Genomic DNA, 20,075 nt, shown 5'->3' with positions numbered 1-20,075 from the left:
ATGACAGGATTAGAAATCTGGTTGCTTGCCATAGGACTTGCAATGGATTGTTTCGCAGTATCTATTGCCAGCGGTATTATATTGAAACGTGTCCGGATGCGTCCGATGCTGATAATGGCACTGGCTTTCGGTTTTTTTCAGGCACTCATGCCGCTACTTGGCTGGATAGGAGCCAGCTTTTTCAGCCATCTCATTGAAAACATAGACCATTGGATAGCTTTTGCTATTCTGGCTTTTCTTGGAGGGCGTATGGTCTTGGAATCTTTCAAAGATGAAGATTGCAGACATGAATTTGACCCTACCAGCCTAAAAGTGGTTTCGGCATTAGCGGTAGCCACCAGTATCGACGCGCTGGCAGTCGGTGTTTCATTTGCATTTCTGGGTGTCCGCAGTTTTTCATCCATACTGCCTTCTATCGGCATCATAGGATTTGTATCATTTGCCTTATCATTTGTCGGACTGATGTTCGGTATCCGTTTCGGATGTGGCATTGCCCGCAAATTACGCGCAGAACTCTGGGGTGGCGTCATCCTTATTATCATAGGCACAAAGATATTGATAGAGCACCTGTTTTGCAGTTGATATCAAGAATAGAAAGCCCCAAATCCCAATAGAGAACAGAGGAAAGCCGGAGGAGGATTATCCTTTTGAGGGTTATTAACTTAGCATTAAATATTATGGACAAGAAAGTACAACGGAATTTTTTGTGGGTTGCCTTGCTTGTATTAGGCACTATCGGAATACTCGCACGACACAATCGTGCCATCCCTTATCGAACCGCCAGCGGGCTGATTTTTGGAACAGTATATAACATAACTTACCAGTATGACAGCGATCTGAAGTCCGAAATTGAAGCAGAGCTCAAACGTTTTGACGGTTCGTTATCCCCTTTCAACGATACGGCCACCATTACGCGTATCAACCGAAACGAAGACATCATCCCCGACACTTTCTTTATTAACGTATTCCGCCGCAGCATGGAGATATCCCAAGAGACCGGACGGGCCTTTGACATTACAGTAGCTCCGTTGGCCAATGCTTGGGGGTTCGGATTCAAGAAAGGTGCATTCCCTGATTCAGCTATGATAGACAGCCTATTAGATATTACAGGTTATTCAAAAGTTTCATTATCTGCCGAAGGGAAGGTTATCAAACAAGACCCTCGCATCATGCTTTCATGCAGCGCCGTAGCCAAAGGTTACGCAGTGGATGTCATTGCACAATTATTAGAAAAAAAAGGCATCGGTAACTTCATGGTGGATATAGGCGGTGAAGTAGTGGTTCGCGGAGAAAACCCGAAGAAAAGTTTATGGCGCATCGGCATCAACAAGCCGGTAGATGACTCACTTGCCGTAAATCAAGAGTTACAAACCATATTGCAAGTGACCGACATGGGCATCGCCACTTCAGGCAATTACCGGAACTATTACTACAAAGACGGAAAGAAATACGCTCACACCATAGATCCACGCACAGGATACCCTGTACAACATAACATCTTGTCGGCAACAGTCATTGCCCGGGATTGCATGAGCGCCGACGCCTACGCTACTGCTTTCATGGTCATGGGACTGGAAGAGGCCGAACGTTTTGCCAATGCTCACCCCGATCTTGACGCATGTTTCATATATACGGATGACAAGGGAGAATTCCAAATGTTCTACACGAAAGGTATGAGCAAATATATCACAGGTAAATAATAGTATAGAGGATTGGATTAGCGGAAAGAGATCCGCTAATCCAATCCTCTATTTATAAAAGACAAAATACACCGCCAATACCAAGCAAACAAATGCCGCAAAATGATTCCAATGCAAAGACTCTCCTTTAAAGAGAACAGTGGTAAATATCGTAAAAATAATAAGTGTCACCACTTCCTGAATAACTTTTAACTGCATTAACGAAAAAGGACCGCCATTACCGATAAAACCAATACGATTTGCCGGAATCTGAAATGCATACTCTGCCAAAGCTATCATCCACGAAAACAAAATTACAGCATAAAGTGGCCAATTGGAAATTACTTTCATTTCCTGCAATTTCAAATGCCCGTACCAAGCAAATGTCATAAAGACATTGGATACAATCAATAGTAGAATAGTATAAAAAGCTTTCATATAATGATTACTTAAATGAGGTTACTTACTAACTTTTTTTAATCTTATTTTAATTTCCTCGGCAACAATTCTTCCTGCACATTACTCATACTCCCCCATAAGCTATATCGGGCTTCCGGATTCATTTCTTCCAGTTGGTGCAAAATTCTTTTCATCGCACTCCGGCTTGACTGCGATTCATAAGGGCAGTTCTTCACTTGTTTCCTATATGCCCTTATCTCTGCCAGTTCCATTAAATCCGCCTCATGCACAAGACACATGGGCCGGATGATTGTCATATCAAACTTCTTCATTACCAATCGCGGCGGCATTGAACTGAATGTACCCTGATAAGTAATGTTCATCAGCAAGGTCTCCAGAATGTCATCCATATGATGTCCCAAGGCTATCTTGTTGCACTTTTGCTCCTTTGCCACAGTAAACAAAGCTTTCCGCCGATTCCAAGAACATAAAAAACAAGGTGACTTACGAGTGTCCGTACTTGCATCAAACTCCGTTTCATACAGAACAAAAGGTATCCCACATGACTCCGTATAATTTCTGAGATAATCCACATCACTTTGATAAGGAATGTTCTTCATTACCACATGAACAGCAATAACAGAAAATCTCGGCTTCAAAATCCGGGAACGACGCGCCAACAATTCAACCAGCGCCAGAGAATCTTTTCCTCCGGAAAGTCCGATAAGAATCCGATCGCCCTCTTCTATAAGCCCATATTCCACCACTCCTTTACCGAACCGCTTTTCAATACGCCGCAAAGTCTTTTCTTCCTCTGTAAATTGTGCCATAAAAATCATTTAAAAATCGGCTGCAAAAGTAGTTGAAAAGAATCATTTAAAGAAGAATTAACATAATAGAATCACAGAAAACCGCTTTATTCCCGATAAATTTGTATTTTTGAACTCATTAAAAAGATTTTCATATATGAAGAAAAAATATATACTGCTTTTGTTATTAGGTTTCTTTGGAATGAATATTTCAGCGCAAACCCTTACACAAGCTAAAGCGCTCTATGAGAAAGGCCAATATGACCAAGCCAAACCAGCTTTTAAAAAATTCGTCAAATCACAGCCTAACAACGGAAGTTATAATCTGTGGTATGGCGTGTGCTGTTTAAACACAGGGGAAGCGGAGGAAGCTATCAAGTATTTAGAAACAGCCGTAAAACGTCGGGCTGCCGGTGGGCAGCTTTATTTGGCACAGGCCTATAATGCCACCTACCGATTTGAAGATGCAGTCAACACTTTCGAAGAATATATTGCCGAACTGACCAAAAGAAGACGCCCTACAGCCGAAGCGGAAAAACTGTTGGAAAAAAGTAAAGCAAACCTCCGTATGCTAAAAGGCGTAGAGGAAGTCTGCTTCATTGACAGTTTTGTGGTAGACAAAAAAGATTTTCTCAAAGCATACAAAATCAGCCCTGAATCCGGCAAACTTTTTATGTATGACACCTACTTTAAAAACTCCAATGGCAAGGGTGGCACTGTGTACGAAACAGAATTGGGAAATAAAATCTATTATAGCGAGTTGCAGAAAGACAGCACACTCAACATCCTATCACGCAACAAGATGATGGATGAATGGGGCAAAGGCAACATGCTTCCCGGCAGTATCAATGAATCAATGAATGCCAACTATCCTTATGTGTTGGCAGACGGCATCACTATTTATTATGCCGCAGACGGTCCTGCATCTATGGGAAACTATGATATTTTTGTAACGCGCTATAACATGAATACAGACACCTATCTGGCTCCGGAGAATGTAGGCATGCCTTTCAACTCCCCCTACAACGATTATATGTATGTTATAGACGAATTCAATAACTTAGGCTGGTTTGCATCAGACCGTTATCAGCCGGAGGATAAAGTCTGCATATATGTATTCATTCCGGCATCATCCAAACAGGTATACAACTATGAAAACATGGATAAAGGCAAATTGATAAAACTTGCCCAACTTCATTCCATTAAGGATACATGGACAGATGAGAACTTAGTGGCTGATGCCCAAAGCCGGTTACAAAAAGTGATGCAGGAAAAGCCGGAAATAAAGAAACACCATGAATTCGAATTTGTGATTGATGACCAGCATATCTATCACTATGCGACCGATTTCCGTTCTCCACAGGCAAAAGCACAATTCAAAAAATATCTTCAATTGAAAGAAAGCTATCATCAGCAACAGAGTAAACTGGAAAATATACGTACCCAATATTCTCGTGCCAATCAAAACGAAAAAGCCCAAATGGCTCCAGCTATACTTGACTTGGAAAAACGTGTACAACAATTGGCCACGGAAATAGATCAATCTGTTATCCAAGTGCGTAAATTAGAAAAACAAACCATTAAATAGAAAAACTATGGACATCTTCATTATCATAGTATTAGTCGTAGCAGCAGTTATACTGTTCTTAGTGGAATTATTCATAGTACCGGGTATCAGCATCGCCGGTTTTCTGGCAGGCGGTTGCATCATTTATGCCAATTATTATGCATTTACCAATATAGGAACAACAGCAGGCTTCATCACACTTGCCGTATCTGCCATAGCCTGTGTTGGCTCGCTGATATGGTTTATGCGTTCCAAAACTTTAGACAAGATAGCCTTGAAAAAGAATATTACTTCAAAGATAGACCGAAGCGCCGAAGAAAAAGTGAAAATAGGCGACACAGGTGTTACAACGACCCGCCTTGCCCTTATCGGATATGCTGAAATAAACGGCGATATCGTAGAAGTCAAATCCACAGATGGTTTTCTGAATGAGAAAACTCCTATTATAGTAAACCGCATTACAGACGGAGTAATACTTGTGGAGAAGAAAAAGTAAATCATAAATCACCAATAATCAATTAAGTAATAAGTAATAACTAATAACTAAAATCATGGATCCAAGCACAATGTATCTCACTGCCTTCATTATTGTAGGTGGTATTATTTTCCTGGTACTGTTTTTCCATTACGTACCGTTTTTCCTATGGTTATCCGCTAAAGTTTCGGGGGTAAACATATCACTGGTCCAACTATTTCTGATGCGTATCCGTAATGTACCGCCTTACATCATTGTGCCGGGCTTGATTGAAGCACATAAAGCCGGTCTAAGCAACATCACACGTGACGAATTAGAAGCACACTACCTTGCAGGAGGTCACGTTGAGAAAGTGGTGCATGCTTTGGTATCTGCTTCCAAAGCCAACATTGAATTACCTTTTCAAATGGCTACTGCCATTGACCTTGCCGGACGTGATGTGTTCGAAGCAGTTCAAATGTCTGTAAACCCTAAAGTTATTGACACCCCACCTGTTACGGCTGTGGCAAAAGATGGAATTCAGCTGATTGCCAAAGCTCGTGTAACTGTGCGTGCCAATATCCGGCAATTGGTGGGTGGTGCCGGAGAAGATACTATTTTAGCTCGTGTTGGCGAAGGTATCGTATCATCTATCGGTTCTTCCGAAAATCATAAATCTGTTCTGGAAAATCCGGATTCTATTTCCAAATTGGTACTTCGCAAAGGATTGGATGCCGGTACCGCTTTTGAAATTCTATCTATCGATATTGCCGACATTGACATAGGCAAAAACATTGGTGCCGCTTTGCAAATAGACCAAGCAAATGCAGACAAGAACATTGCTCAAGCCAAAGCTGAGGAACGTCGCGCCATGGCAGTTGCCAGTGAGCAGGAAATGAAAGCCAAAGCACAGGAAGCACGCGCCAAAGTTATTGAAGCAGAAGCAGAAGTTCCTAAGGCTATGGCAGAAGCATTCCGTAATGGTAATTTAGGTATAATGGATTATTATCGCATGAAAAACATCGAGGCCGATACTTCGATGCGCGAAAACATTGCCAAACCGACAACAGGCATATCCAACCAACCATTAAGCAAATAACCGGTAAAGCGATTGATATAAACGTCGGAACTGGTGAACAGAAACCGGTTACCGACGTTTTCTATTTATAAACAATCATAATATCCTGTAACATGAAAAAGTATTTTGCATCTTCCGAACTAATTATCAATGAAGACGGTTCCGTTTTCCATTTGCATGTAAAGCCCGAATGGCTGGCAGATAAAATAATCCTCGTAGGTGATCCCGACCGGGTAGCGCTGGTTGCTTCCCACTTCGAAAATAAAGAATGTGAAGTAGAGAGTCGCGAATTCAAAACAATTACAGGTACTTATAAAGGCAAACGTATCACCGTTGTCTCCACCGGTATTGGTTGCGACAATATTGATATTGTCATGAATGAATTGGATGCGCTAGCCAATATTGATTTCCAAACGCGGGAAGAAAAAAAACAACTGCGCCAATTAGAACTGGTACGCATCGGCACTTGTGGTGGCCTACAGCCTTATACCCCCGTAGGGACCTTCGTTTGTTCTGCCAAATCGATAGGTTTCGACGGCTTACTGAACTTCTATGCCGGACGTAACTCTGTTTGCGACCTTCCTTTTGAACGTGCTTTCCTCAATCATATGGGCTGGTCGGGCAATATGTGCGCTCCCGCTCCCTATGTTATTGATGCAAGTGCAGAGCTGATAGATCGCATAGCCGGAGATGACATGGTGCGTGGTGTTACCATTGCAGCCGGCGGTTTCTTTGGTCCACAAGGACGTGAGCTACGTGTGCCATTAGCAGATCCATATCAAAATGAGAAAATCGAAAAATTCGAATACAATGGCTACAAAATCACTAATTTTGAAATGGAGAGTTCCGCATTGGCAGGCCTCAGCCGCCTAATGGGACATAAAGCCATGACGGTCTGCATGGTAATTGCCAACCGATTAATAAAAGAAGCCAATACAGGATATAAAAACACTATTGATCACCTGATTCTTAAGGTACTCGAACGAATTTAAAAGATTATACACAAAGCCTTGAACGTTTCTTTCAGACCGCGATCTAAAGCTTTCCAATAATCTTATAACATCCAGCTTGCTATGTCCTATTGTTGTTCCGTATAATATAAATGTTCCATTACGGCAACAACAGGCATAGGCTGTGATGCCTAATCACACTTTTCTATTACTATGCACCATCCTGCTCAGGAAGTTTAAATTTCTTAAACAGACCATCTATCTACAAAAAATTAAAATCATCCTATTTTGCATCCCTATCATTACTTTTCTAATAGAAGTTATAGCCAGCCTATATAGATGCTTCATCTAAAGTTATTGATTTATATAAAGTTACAATAAAAGCCAAGAAGTTACATCATTTTTTTATGATAAACCGTTATCTTTGTCGAATAAAAACAAACTGAAAATCATGAATCAAGATACTATCTGTGCCATAGCCACTGCCCAGGGAGGGGCTATTGGATGTATTCGAGTTTCCGGACCGGAAGCTATCGAAATCACATCCCGTATTTTTACCCCTGCCATTAGCAATAAAAGGTTGGAGGAGAGCAAACCTTATACGCTTACTTTTGGACGGATTCATGAAGGTTCTGAAATTATAGATGAAGTGCTTGTCAGCTTGTTTCGTGCTCCTCACTCCTATACAGGTGAAAACAGTACAGAAATCACATGTCATGGTTCAGCCTACATTTTACAAAAAGTGCTACAGCTATTGATTAAGAATGGTTGCCGCATGGCCCAACCGGGCGAATACACTCAACGTGCATTTCTTAATGGAAAAATGGATTTAAGTCAAGCGGAAGCCGTTGCCGACCTTATCGCTTCATCTTCCGCAGCGACTCATCGTCTTGCCATGAGCCAAATGCGCGGTGGTTTCAGCAAAGAACTTACCACTCTACGCAACCAGTTACTACATTTCACCTCACTCATTGAGCTTGAACTGGATTTTAGTGATCACGAGGAATTGGAATTTGCCGATCGCTCCGAACTTTGTCTGTTAGCGGATAACATTGAAAAAGTCATTGTTCGCTTAGTGAACTCTTTTAATGTAGGCAACGCAATTAAGAATGGCGTTCCGGTAGCTATCATTGGCGAAACAAATGCAGGAAAATCCACCCTACTTAATGTCTTGTTAAATGAAGAAAAAGCCATAGTCAGCGATATTCATGGTACAACACGCGATGTGATAGAGGATACGGTTAATATAGGTGGAATTACTTTCCGATTCATTGATACGGCAGGTATTCGTGAAACCAACGACACAATTGAAAGTCTTGGTATTGAACGTACTTTCCAAAAGTTGGACCAAGCAGAAATCGTTCTTTGGATGATTGATGCTACAAATGCCCAAACTCAAATCACACAACTATCCAGCCAACTTCTTCCCCGCTGTAGAGCCAAACAACTCATCCTTGTTTATAATAAAGTCGATCTGGTGGCTAATATACAGAATGATATCCCTACCAATTTCCCTGACGACGTAAAATCAATCGTCATATCTGCTAAAAAACGAGAACATATCGAAGAACTGCAACAAATGCTAATAACATCTGCACATCTTCCTACCATTACTCAAAATGACGTTATTGTTACCAATGTCCGCCACTATGAAGCATTAAACAATGCATTAGAAGCTATCCACCGAGTACAAGAAGGCTTGGTAAATAATCTTTCCGGAGATTTCGTGTCACAAGATATTCGGGAATGTATTTTCCATTTGAGTGATATTGCGGGAGAGGTGACAAATGATATGGTATTACAGAATATATTCCAACATTTTTGCGTCGGGAAATGATTCTTAAGAACTAATCAATTGATTATTAACAGCATACATTATCACCGGAATGATTCAAGCGAAAGAAACATACAAGGAAGAATTGAGTAAACACGTTGAAGGTATCTTCAAAAAGTATGTAAAGCCAGGACTCCACATCTGCGACATAGCAACAGGTGGAGGCAAGTCTTATACGATTGGAAAACTGACATGTGAATACTATCCTAAGCATTTTGACCGTATTGTTATTCTTTGTGTTCAAAACAAGTTGGTAGAAGGCATGAACCGAGAGATTGACAGGTTCATTGATTTGCAAGATAGTTTGATTAAAGAAGACCAAAAATTGGTTATTGAAAATAATACAGAGGTAATAAAAAAGGCTATTGATACTGATTCTTTCCGCAGATTCATCGAACAGATAGAACACAGAATCGGTGAGATGAAAACAGAAGGAAGCAATAATGAATTGAGATATGCCTGCAGTAAAATCAAAAAGACCTACGAAGGTGTTAAAAATTTGATTCTTACTCAGGGCAACAACAATAACGATTTTGTTCAAGCCCAGATAACCGAAGGAGAAACGAAACTCAGAAGAGACGTTAGAAATTTCTTTGAGTTATATAAAAAGGTATATAACCGACAGAAAAAAGGTCGTCGTTTAGACATTGGGAAAGTCCTGCGTGATTTTCCCTCTTTGGCAAAAGTTTACCCTCAGGTTGATTATAAAAAGAAAAAAGTTCTCCTAATGACCGTACATAAAGCAATGTACGGCATAGACCCTATTCTTGGTGAAAAAATCAGCCTTCATGACATTACAGAAAAAGAAAAGAAAACCCTGATTCTACTAGATGAATCAGACCAAGCCGCAATTGCAATGCGCAATGCTATCATTGATCAAGCTATAGAAAGTTCTAGAGGAAAAAATAGATTTTCAAAGGGCTACAATGGTTATCTTCAGTATAAGCAACTGATAGATATGGCAGAACATGTGTCAGACGAATATTATGGCAGCTTACTCGATGATTCTCTGAATAAAGCTAATAACATCATCTCAACAAATTGGGAGAAGACTCTAGGAAAGACAGAGCCATACAAGAACATTTTCTTGGGTGACATAGAAGAACTTGAGGACTATCGTCGAGGTGTATTTTTCTCTGGACCTGCTCTAAAACTCAATGTCTCTAAATCCAACGACAAATCACATTCCTTCATATGCTACAACAAAGGCGAGAAGCAGTTTAAGTTGCATCACGCAGAGGATGATATTGAATTAAAACAAAGATTTGACTACGTCGTGCCAATGAACAAATTCCTTTCGTTGATTGTAGGCAATACCACAGCCATTAAAGCTCAATTAAGCAAGGTAGTCAATGAGGCATTTCAAAAGAGTGTGGAAAAGTTCGAAAAAACAGAAGATGAACTTTCTGCGAACAAATTACCAAAGAACCACTATTTAGGTTATCCAACCCGAGAAAGAGAAATCCATACACTCTTCTCTCGTTTTGAGACAAACTCGGAATACCAATTTGAGCAACAGCTCTTTGAATTTATGACAAACAGAAAGAATCTGATTATCAATAAAAGAGAAGAGAAGTTAAAGCTGCCCGATTACTCCGTTTATTCACAAGGAGTTCAATTGTATCAGGAAGAAGTTGACGAACGAGACAACCAGCATCGAGTTCGTCTTTCCTGTAGAGAAATTTCCACTACACCTGAGAAGATCATTTTCGATCTATTGAGGACTGAGGGAACTTCCGTCGTGCTGTGCTCTGCAACAGCATCAAGCTCGTCCGTGATTAGTAACTGCGACATAGAATATCTTAAAGAGAGTATTGGGAATAATGTTCATGTCTTGTCTGAACATGATAAAGAGACATTTGATAATCTCGTTTCTCACACTTATCCAATTGGTCATCAAATAGAAATAAAACCACTGGAGCACTATACTTTCGAAGATAACAGGGATGAGAAAACATTCCTGCCAGAAAAGTATAAAATGATGTTTTCTAAAGAGGCTCGCGAGGAAGGTCTTGACGAGCTCTGGTTCAAATGTACTCGGAGAGAACTCATGAAATCCAAAAAGGAAGGAGAAAGTATTTCCTTCCCTCTTTATCGCCTGTTCCAGTTTATTGAAGCCTATCATTGGTTTATTAACCATGAAGACATAAGAAGCATGATATTCTTTCAAAATCGAAATGGTGACCCTATCCAAACAAATGTATTAAGCTGTCTGATAGATGGAACATATAAGTACCAAAATACTCCATTTGAAGATGAACTCCCGAGCGACTGGTCTAATGACCATATTAGAATTTCAAAAGATTGGGAAGAGGTTGAAGGGTCAATTCTCAAAGAACTCAGCGAAAGCAAGGATTCTAAAATCATGTTGGTATCTGCATATGCAAGTTTCAAAGCTGGCGCCAACATGCAGTATGAAATTCCCGATAGTCTTGATTTTGTCAAAGGTGACAATTGGGAAACAAACGGTGTAAGACTAAAGAAAGACTGGGATGCCGTTTATGTTCAATGTCCAAGTGCATATCTGATGATGAGTGAGGACGGCAATGAGTTTACTTTTGAGAAAAGCCTTTATAATGCCATGCTCTCCCTGATGATGCTGTACGAACGAGGTTGTCTCTCAAAGAACGAGGTAGCTTCATGGCTATGCAGAGCTCTTTCTAACAATTTCTGGTTTGGCGACAAGAACAATCCTGGCATAGGTAAAGACAAGGCTGCATGGGCCCAGACTGTTGTTGAACAAGCTGTTGGTCGTTTGTGTCGTACAAGAAACAAACCACATACGACATACATTCTGTTTGATATGGATATGGCTAAGTATTTTAACAAAGACAACCTTGAAAAGTCTCTTACCAAGGAGTTCCGTACACTTGCAGAGTACATCCTTACAATGCCGAAAGAACCTTCAACCGCAGCAAATCCTGAAGAAATTGTTAGATGCAACAATGCCAACTACGTTAAAAGGCAACTCGACAGAATGCGCAGTATTGCCCTTAGGTATACTCCACATCCAGTTCGAGAGGATGATTTTGAAGACGATGTTGAAGAAGGCACATCTGTACCTCATAATGTGCAGATAAACCAGTTGATGAATCAGAGTTATAAGCAAACAATCATCAAGAAACCTGTCATTGATGATTATAACGAATTAGTTGAAGAAGATAAACAATTGACCTTCATCTGCAAATGCTATGGTGACTGGCAAAGGAATGAGAACAACGAATACTTCTTCTCCTTTGATCCTAATCGCAGGAACGACATTTGTCCACAAGGAAAAGGAAAGTTATATCCTCAACCAATCTCCCCTTCCACAGTAAGGTTGGATGTATTGATAAAGAATGATGTTATTCGTAAACACTTTATAACAAATGGTTATGCTACTGATTGGAAGTCAGGTAACTTAATTCTTCATCCAGAGATATTAAAGACAGATTATGCAGGTGAAATAGGTGAAGAAGCTTTCAAGGCAATAGTCTTAGAGTACACTAATTGTAAAGAGGAAGACTTCAAGCACCTTGAAGGTCGCGACTATGAGTTGGCAGACTTTGTCATCTGTAATCCAGACGGAACATATAAGATTGCATTTGATGTTAAGAACATGAATCCTCTCGTGGAGCATAATGATAAACAGGGTGAACTGGCGACTAAAGACAAACGCAAGATTAAGCGCGAAAGATTAGGATGTCAACTTATTACTGTTAGTATGTTGCAACTTACTGGAGAGTCCATGGATGCTGTAACAGAGATTCATGGAATCATTGACAATGATGGCAATATCATCCCAAGTGCAATCGACAGACTCAAAAGAATCATTGGATAATGGGAAAGATAATATTAGATGACAATTATATAAAGAGCCTTCCTATCACGACAAATAGAATAGAAGTCTCTTGGGATAAAGACAAGTTCTTTGCAAAATACTCGATAGTATCTTATTATAGTACGGATCCAGAACGGAAGAATTTGGCTTATGAACAACTCGGAAATGTTCCTTTCATATCTGTTACTGGAATAAAAAACAGATGGGGTGCTCAGCATTTCCCTTCTGTTCAATTCTTCATATTAACCACCAAAGGGAAAGAGCAAGAAGTTCTTAATAGTCTTAGAGCATACAACGATGTTAAAGCTTGGAATAATACTCTCGAAAAGTATAAAGATAAATTACAGCAAAGAATCATTGCATCATTAGCTATAAATTCTCTTGGAAAGAAAAAGAATAGCAACATGATGTATAACGATGGCTCGTTACTTGTTTGTGACGACAAGAATTTTGGGGCTCGCAAGAGTCGCAAAGAACTTGTATGTCTTAAAATAGAGGTTAATGAATACATGAATCTTACAGCTCGAACAACATCGTTTTCTAATCCTTTTAATGAAAAAGATCTATTAAGGCACAGAACATGCGTATTCCAGATTTCCAAAGATTTAGATGGAGAGTTTTGGTCTGGGCAATCTGTAAAACCAATAATCATTAAAAGCGTGAAAAGTGGTGAGTACGACTTGAAAAAACTTTTCATTCAGAAGAAGAACTTCAAAGATAATAAAAACCTTGTCCCTTATTGGCCATATAATGTCGAAGATTATGCTCACGGAAAATTGTATGTTATCTGGCAGGTCGTAGAATCTGTTAATGATGCGTTTAAAGGAATATTAGATATAAAATTCACAGATTCCCAGATTATACATTACGATGAATGCAAAACCAAAGATGGAATCTTGGCACTTGCACAAGAGTATCTTGCAGGAAGAAGCATTTCATTTGAAGACCCGTTTCAAACAAATGGATCCAAGTCGGTTATTTCGAATTTCAAGAATGAAGCCCAAGAAATTATGAGTGGGTTTCTTGTTTTTCCCAAAAAACCAACGCCGGACGATATTATAATCAAACTATGCGAGCCTAAAGAAGAAGGATGTGAGGTAACTCAGTATTCACAATCCATGGTAAGATTGTCAAACAACGGAAATGCCCTCCAGCATATCACTTATTATGGCGACGAGAAACTTGACTTGCTTGACACCCCAAGTGTGAGAAGAATACTCATTGAACTAATTGTAAAGGATAGTTTAGCTAAAAGAATAATGCCAAAGCCTTTGGCAAATATGCTTGAGGGGTGGAATGCTATCAGATACAAAATCAATCAAGGTAATGTTCATGGAGCGTCTTTGAAAATTGACAATCAAGGAAGTATAGATGTTGAACAATATGGACTATCACAAGATAATCAAGGTGAAGATTTCGAGGATTTTATATCTCAAAAGCTAAAATATTTTGACTACGACAAAATTCGAGGAGCAAGAGATTATATGGCATTAGTTAAAGACGGCAATGTCTATTTTATCGTCGATACAGATGAAATACCAATTTTAGATGTGAATCTGATTGATGAAGCTTATAGTAAGGTTGCTAATAATGGTGAAACTGTAGCTATGTTCAAACGAAAAAAAGTTGCTCATAAATATCTTCGTGGTTATATAGGTTTCCATCTATGGAAAACAGATGGTATTGACGGAAATCCAGAAGGTTCGTATTCTTATATATCAGGAACTAATAGCGAATCTATGAAGATTACTCCGAAAACCAAGATGGACAAAATGCCTCGTGCTCGACGTATATTTATACTTCATAAAGAAAATCCAGAACTCATTGACCAGCAAATTTTGGAAATATGCAAGATGTTAAAGTTTGGCTTTGGACGTTGGAATGAGCTTATGACATATCCTTTCCCATTCAAGTTTTTGCAAGAATATCTTGACGATGCAGCAGAAACAGCGTACTCATTACACTGGAAGGATATTACTCTTAGAAAAGACTTGTAGTATCGTTTATATAATCAAATATTTAGTATATGACAAAAAATATAATTAATTAGGGATATTCAGTAAATGCCCCTAAAAACTAAGATAGCATATGAAGATGATGGACCATAATCACTTCATATGCTCTTTTTATTGTATTTTTTCTATGTTTTCTCGCCTGAACTTATCCGGCAAGACATGATGTTGCGGAAGAAGTCTGATGACCTCTTCTGATTCAGTCTGTAAAACCATGTCATGCAACTTTATCCAGTCTGTTTTTGATCTTGTCTATCATCTGTACGGCATTTGCCGTATGTATTCCGAAGAAGATCCACAGGATTTCCGTCTTCCTGTTCCGCGCCTTTATTCTTGAGAGTGAGTAATGTTGTTTCTGAGTGCCGAAGCTACCTTCAAGCCGGGTGGCTCTCTCATTTGAGAGTTCACTTCTGAGAACCTTTCTCAACTGCTCGTCCTTTGCCGCCCTTCCCTTGCGCACGAAGGAAATGGATATCCCATATTTCGTGCAGAACTTTCTGTTGGCATTATTAGCATATATGGAGTCGGCAGCCACGCATCTTACCCTAACGCTCATAAGCTTCTGCTGCACACGGATACAGTCCTTAAGGCGTATACCCTCATTGAACGCCTTGAACGAGATGTGCTCGATGAAAGATATTCAGTCTATCTGTATGTTGTTGACTTTTGCACCGAACTCAACGGTCTTTGTTTCCTTACCTCTTACGATGGGACGTATATAATGACGGTCAATGCTCACAATACGGTCATTGACCTTCCTGCCTTCAAACATTTCCTTTTCCTGTACAAGACCTTTCCAACTATGGAAAGCCGTTTCTGATAATCCTGTGTATATCGGAGTGAAGCACCGTACTCCCTATGAATCGCATCTTTCTGCATGATAAGCTTTTCAAGGAGCCTTATCATACGGCGCTTGAGCATCCTTGTCCTTGAAGCTTTCCTTTTTCTTTTCTTACAGTAAGACAGATAGGATTTTGCAACATCCGTATATTTGTTGCGCGGACGTCTTATGCCAAGATCCCTACAATGCTGGCAGGTATGCCTGTAAAACCATCCGATACTTTCCCAAAGGAGTTTCATGTCTGTAGGAAAACGCATGTGGCTTTCATAACATGTAGCATCAGTCATACACACGTGAAGGTTTTCAAGGTAAGGCTTCCAATGTAAGGCAAGGACCTTCTGAAGAGCGTCAATGTCAAAACGGGAGGCTATCTCGTTACGGATATCGCTGACTATCTTTTAGTTGGTTATAGGGTTGGATGGATCTATCATAACTCCACAGAACATCTGATAGTGTATGTTACCGTTAAGATGTTCTACCAGCCGTCTGTCGGAAAAGCCAGTGTAGGCCTTCAGTACCATAAGACTGATCTTTGCACAAGGACTGAAAATGTTCTTGCGTCCTAGACGCTGCTCCGACAGACCTGCTTCTTTTGCCATACGCTCAAACGGAAAAACGGAATGAAGCCTGCCAAGCTCACTCTCATTAAAACTCTTACGATATTTTTCCAGAATATCAAATTCTGTAAAGCCCTAAGTAGGGTGAATCTCTGAAATATTTTGTATCTTAGCCATATCTTAGTCCGGGGATTTCCCCCGTTTTGGCTGCCAAACCTTATTTTCGGGGGAATACCTAAAGATACAAAAAAGCCAACTAATTTGCAATACTTTAAGTATGAATTAGTTGGCTAATCTTATGCTATTTACTGAATGTCCCTAAATATAAGGAGGTATGTCGTAATGCACGATGGACCTCCATTTTTCCATTTACACAAAATATTTTATAGTGCGGCCCAATCCAAGCCCGGAAGGCAGAACATAGATTATCTCTATACCTTTCCGCAGAAAACCTTTCGAACGGCGGAAAGGTATAGCCACTGTAAAGCGAAGGCGTTTTTAAGATAATCTATAAGCTATACCTAAATTTCAATCTATTTACCTACTATTTTGCTTCAGGATTTACAAATGACGCTTTCAATGAAGGAAGGAATTCATTTCTGTTATCACACCTAAAACTACCACTGAATTCATTCTTATCATTTTCTCCGATTGCAATACTTATTTTATTCCAACCCTGCAATAGAGGTAGCTCCTTATAAGTAACTTCATATCTATTTTTCTCGGCAGCTGCATATACTTCATCATTAATAGAAAGCTGGCATTTTTTAGTTTTCACAACTAATGTCAGTTTAGGCATATTGGGCTCTATCAGCAAATCATTCAGAGGACGAGGACTAAACACATAAATGTCCAAAGTCCGCCCCATAGTTGTTTTTATCAGTTTATCTCTCACAGCAGCAGGAAAAACCAGTTGATTATCACGTAAGAAAAAAAGCTCGTTCGATTTTACTTCAATCTCTTGGCAGTCAATGCCTGCATTTTTCAAGATTGCCCTTAATGTATTGTACCCCTTTTCTGAGTTCGTAAATTCTTTCAGTGTACTGATGTAAAAACAGGAAGCCCCATTTTGATATCTCACGAATACAGGAGTGGCAGCTGTACATTCATATTCGCTTCGTATGGTACCAGCTGTCTTTATCTCTTCCGGACGTTTGTTCCAGGCTCTCCAATCCGTTTTACAAGCATTCAACAAGACCTCTCCTTCCTCTACCAAGGCCCCTTTCAAAGAATATTCCGAAGCATCCGCCCGCTGAAGTTCACAGAAATAGAAATCTGAATTATTCAACCCACGTATCCATGATTTCTGAACCGGCAGGAAAGATGAACGCTTCAAATTATCCAACGTTACAGAAAGGGGCAGTATCTCATTATACACATCTACCGTTTCAGGGGTCAGTCCCCATATCCAAACATCGGCTCCTTTAGCAAGATTGACCAACATGCTCTTCTTTTCTGCGGCAGGCAGATCATAAGTACCATCTACAATATAAATCATTTGTGCAGGAGCAGTTATTTTAGTAGAAAACTTCACCCCTTGTGCATCCATTATACCTTTCAATTTACTATCCTTTCTTCCTATAAAAATAATTTCCTTATACTTCTCAGAAGGAAACGCTTCCGGAGCCTCATACTGCTTTTTATCAATCTCAGCATATGACGACCAAGCAGGATGCTTTGGTGCATTGGCAGCACGCATAGCATCATACATAGGCCATGGGTCATACAAGGGCAGATTAGGATCATATCCCGGATTGAATGTAGTACAATAAGGTCCTACACGTTCCGGTTGTACGCCTGGTACTCCCTCCTTATATTCTGTAAAGAAAACACCATCCCGGCTGATATCCGGTTTTGAAGTCAAATCTTTTTTACCCAGCGGCAAAGGTTTCAAAGAATACCATGCCATGTTGAACACTGTACTGTAAGAAGCATCCATAGAACGTTGATTGGCCAACAAATGATAACACTCATTTGCCAATCCCTCCATACGTCCAAGCTGAGATTCATAAGCTCTTTCACCGTTATATTTTGCGACCTGCTCCGGTGTACCATAGTAAGCCATACTATGTTCACCAATTCCCCAAGGCTTACCTATTTCAATCCAACGTTTCATTGAGTTCATATCACCATAATGCCCTACAGTGACAGGCAATATACCATCGCCATCATCCTCTCCATCCGACGAAACCCATGGGCGGGTAGGATCATTCAACCGCACAATATTTCTCCACTCCTCCCAAGCTTTTTTCTGAGGAGTCATCAGCTCCGGTCTGTTGAATACATGCAAAATTACCGGTTTATTTTCATTACTGATACTCCATCCAAAAACAGAAGCATGATTACGATCTCTAAGAACAAAACGCGTCAAATGTTCTTTCGAAGCTTTCCAGAAAAGTTCAGAATCCAACTTCGGACCGCCATCACTAGCCCAGTTAGCTGTTTCATTCAACACACAAATACCCATTTCATCCGCAATGTCCAAGTAAAAACGGGGATAAACTTGTGCATGAGGACGAACCGCATTTCCATTCATACCTTTAATAGCTGTAAACCAAGCCCAAGCATATCTACGAGTCATCTGCGGAATCCCCATAAAATGCCAAGAGTCACCTCTCAGTTGATACGGTTTACCATTCAAACATTGAACAGTACCGTTCAATGTCCACTCACGCCAACCAAAACGCTCATATTTTACATCTAAATTTTGTTTTTTCACTTTTAGAGCCAGCAACAGTGCATAAAGATTAGGACATTCCGGAGTCCAAAATCTCAATTCATCTGATACAGGCACTTGTAGTACTACTTTTGTAGAAGCATTAGCCGGAACAGACACTTTCACAGCTTTCACTTCCAATACTTTTTTCCCTAACTTCCAAACCGGAATCGGAGCGGAGTTAACATCTGTTCCAGCTAAATTAACCCATTCGTTAATATCACCCTGAACCTGCAAATCAGCCTTTTTTGCCATATTATTTTGCACAGTCACTTCCAATTCCAGTATTCCTTTAGATACTAGAGGTTTCACAAATATGTCTTCCACATGCACCTTAGGTAAGGCCAGCAGATACACATCCTGCCAAATACCGGCAATGTGATATCCCCACATAGAGCCAGCCGGTACAATACGGCGCCCAATTGTAGAATTATCCTCAAATAGGGACTGGCTACGCACTCCTACCAATACTTCAACTGTTTCACCTGCATTTACTTTATCTGTAATATCGATACTAAAAGGCAGAAAGAGGTCAAAGTTCTCACCAACTTTCTCCTTATTAATATAAACTTCCGTTGCGCCGGCCACTGCTTCAAAATAAAGTTTTATCTGTTGTCCAGTCCATTCGGTAGGTATAGTAACTTTTTTCCTCATCCAAGCCATCTTCACTTGTTCCCATTCCTTTGGATAAGACGGGTAGTTACGATGGTCTGGCCCTTCAAGATTTCTATTCGCAAAAGCGTTTATGTTCCAAGGTGAAGGTATTTTTATCCTAATAGCACTCCATTGTTTTTCTTCCGGTAAAGATAATTCAGGAGCCACTCCTTTTCCTTGCACATAGGTTGACGGCAATGAAACCGGTTGAAAGTCCCAGAAACCATTCAAGCACACTTCCGACCTATATTCCTTTTCCATTCGGTTCACAATACCCTCACTTGGTGCAAATGGATAATTATACACCAACTTGCCATTACTCAATGTGCTTTGTCCAAAAACATTTCCGGACAACGCACACACAACCAACAGCAAACTTTTTAAAGTCATATTCCTTTTCATTCTATCAATATTGGTTTGAATTAAATACTTTGATTTTTGAACACAAAGGAAACGGAAAACCCTTAAAAAAGCAGTCCAAATAAAATTAATCTCAGATTAATATTAAATTAATATAGCTCAAAAGATATAATTTACGAGTAACAACAAATGAGAAACTGAAAAATAGAAGTGATTTACTTCTATTGAAAACTAAATAACTGAAGCTATATGAAACTTTCTAAATACAATAAAAGTAAACAAATAAAATTATATAGAACTATTTGCCATATAACAAAATAACATCGGGGGAGCATATAAAAAGAG

General features: G+C 39.8%; 12 protein-coding genes and 1 pseudogene. 9 read left to right on the top strand and 4 right to left on the bottom strand.

Annotation, left to right across the window (positions count from 1 at the left end):
• The gene (locus NQ546_RS08810; protein ID WP_004289769.1) at positions 1 to 582 is read left to right on the top strand and encodes a manganese efflux pump MntP; all 582 of its coding nucleotides are present in this window, start codon (positions 1 to 3) and stop codon (positions 580 to 582) included.
• Between the two features lie 95 nt (positions 583 to 677).
• The gene (locus NQ546_RS08805; protein WP_004289768.1) at positions 678 to 1,700 is read left to right on the top strand and encodes an FAD:protein FMN transferase; all 1,023 of its coding nucleotides are present in this window, start codon (positions 678 to 680) and stop codon (positions 1,698 to 1,700) included.
• A 48-nt stretch (positions 1,701 to 1,748) separates the two neighbouring features.
• On the opposite strand, the gene NQ546_RS08800 is transcribed toward NQ546_RS08805, so the two are convergent.
• Positions 1,749 to 2,117, bottom strand: coding sequence for a DMT family protein (locus tag NQ546_RS08800; protein WP_004289767.1), 369 nt, complete (start codon positions 2,115 to 2,117; stop codon positions 1,749 to 1,751).
• A 44-nt stretch (positions 2,118 to 2,161) separates the two neighbouring features.
• Positions 2,162 to 2,908, bottom strand: a complete 747-nt coding sequence (locus tag NQ546_RS08795; RefSeq protein WP_021939998.1) for an ATP-binding protein — start codon at positions 2,906 to 2,908, stop codon at positions 2,162 to 2,164.
• Between the two features lie 136 nt (positions 2,909 to 3,044).
• On the opposite strand from NQ546_RS08795, the gene NQ546_RS08790 reads away from it, so the two are divergent.
• From NQ546_RS08790 to NQ546_RS08760, 7 genes are all read left to right on the top strand, one after another.
• The gene (locus tag NQ546_RS08790) at positions 3,045 to 4,475 is read left to right on the top strand and encodes a tetratricopeptide repeat protein (RefSeq protein ID WP_004289765.1); all 1,431 of its coding nucleotides are present in this window, start codon (positions 3,045 to 3,047) and stop codon (positions 4,473 to 4,475) included.
• A 7-nt stretch (positions 4,476 to 4,482) separates the two neighbouring features.
• The gene (locus NQ546_RS08785) at positions 4,483 to 4,950 is read left to right on the top strand and encodes an NfeD family protein (RefSeq protein ID WP_004289764.1); all 468 of its coding nucleotides are present in this window, start codon (positions 4,483 to 4,485) and stop codon (positions 4,948 to 4,950) included.
• A 55-nt stretch (positions 4,951 to 5,005) separates the two neighbouring features.
• On the top strand, positions 5,006 to 6,007 hold the full coding sequence (floA, locus tag NQ546_RS08780; RefSeq protein WP_004289763.1) for a flotillin-like protein FloA: 1,002 nt from the start codon (positions 5,006 to 5,008) through the stop codon (positions 6,005 to 6,007).
• A gap of 92 nt (positions 6,008 to 6,099) precedes the next feature.
• The gene (locus tag NQ546_RS08775) at positions 6,100 to 6,978 is read left to right on the top strand and encodes a nucleoside phosphorylase (protein ID WP_004289762.1); all 879 of its coding nucleotides are present in this window, start codon (positions 6,100 to 6,102) and stop codon (positions 6,976 to 6,978) included.
• Between the two features lie 409 nt (positions 6,979 to 7,387).
• Entirely contained in the window at positions 7,388 to 8,773 is a 1,386-nt protein-coding gene (mnmE, locus tag NQ546_RS08770) for a tRNA uridine-5-carboxymethylaminomethyl(34) synthesis GTPase MnmE (RefSeq protein ID WP_004289761.1), read from the top strand.
• A 49-nt stretch (positions 8,774 to 8,822) separates the two neighbouring features.
• On the top strand, positions 8,823 to 12,590 hold the full coding sequence (locus tag NQ546_RS08765; RefSeq protein WP_004289760.1) for a hypothetical protein: 3,768 nt from the start codon (positions 8,823 to 8,825) through the stop codon (positions 12,588 to 12,590).
• Positions 12,590 to 14,587 carry a hypothetical protein gene (locus tag NQ546_RS08760; protein WP_004289759.1) on the top strand — a complete coding sequence of 666 codons (1,998 nt, stop codon included), beginning with the start codon at positions 12,590 to 12,592 and terminating at the stop codon, positions 14,585 to 14,587. Before NQ546_RS08765 ends, NQ546_RS08760 begins: the two co-directional genes overlap by 1 nt.
• Before the next feature lie 232 nt (positions 14,588 to 14,819).
• Here NQ546_RS08760 and NQ546_RS08755 read toward each other — a convergent pair.
• Together NQ546_RS08755 and NQ546_RS08750 are read right to left on the bottom strand one after the other, a co-directional pair.
• Positions 14,820 to 16,117: pseudogene (locus tag NQ546_RS08755) on the bottom strand (transposase).
• 427 nt (positions 16,118 to 16,544) lie between these two features.
• Complete coding sequence (locus NQ546_RS08750; RefSeq protein WP_004289754.1) at positions 16,545 to 19,772, bottom strand: glycoside hydrolase family 2 protein; 3,228 nt, start codon at positions 19,770 to 19,772, stop codon at positions 16,545 to 16,547.
• Positions 19,773 to 20,075: the final 303 nt, after the last annotated feature.

Origin of the sequence: Bacteroides eggerthii (genome assembly GCF_025146565.1) — a bacterium.
GTDB lineage: Bacteria > Bacteroidota > Bacteroidia > Bacteroidales > Bacteroidaceae > Bacteroides > Bacteroides eggerthii.
The sequence above is the reverse complement of the archived record's forward strand: the minus strand, read 5'-3'. Positions and strand labels throughout refer to the sequence as shown.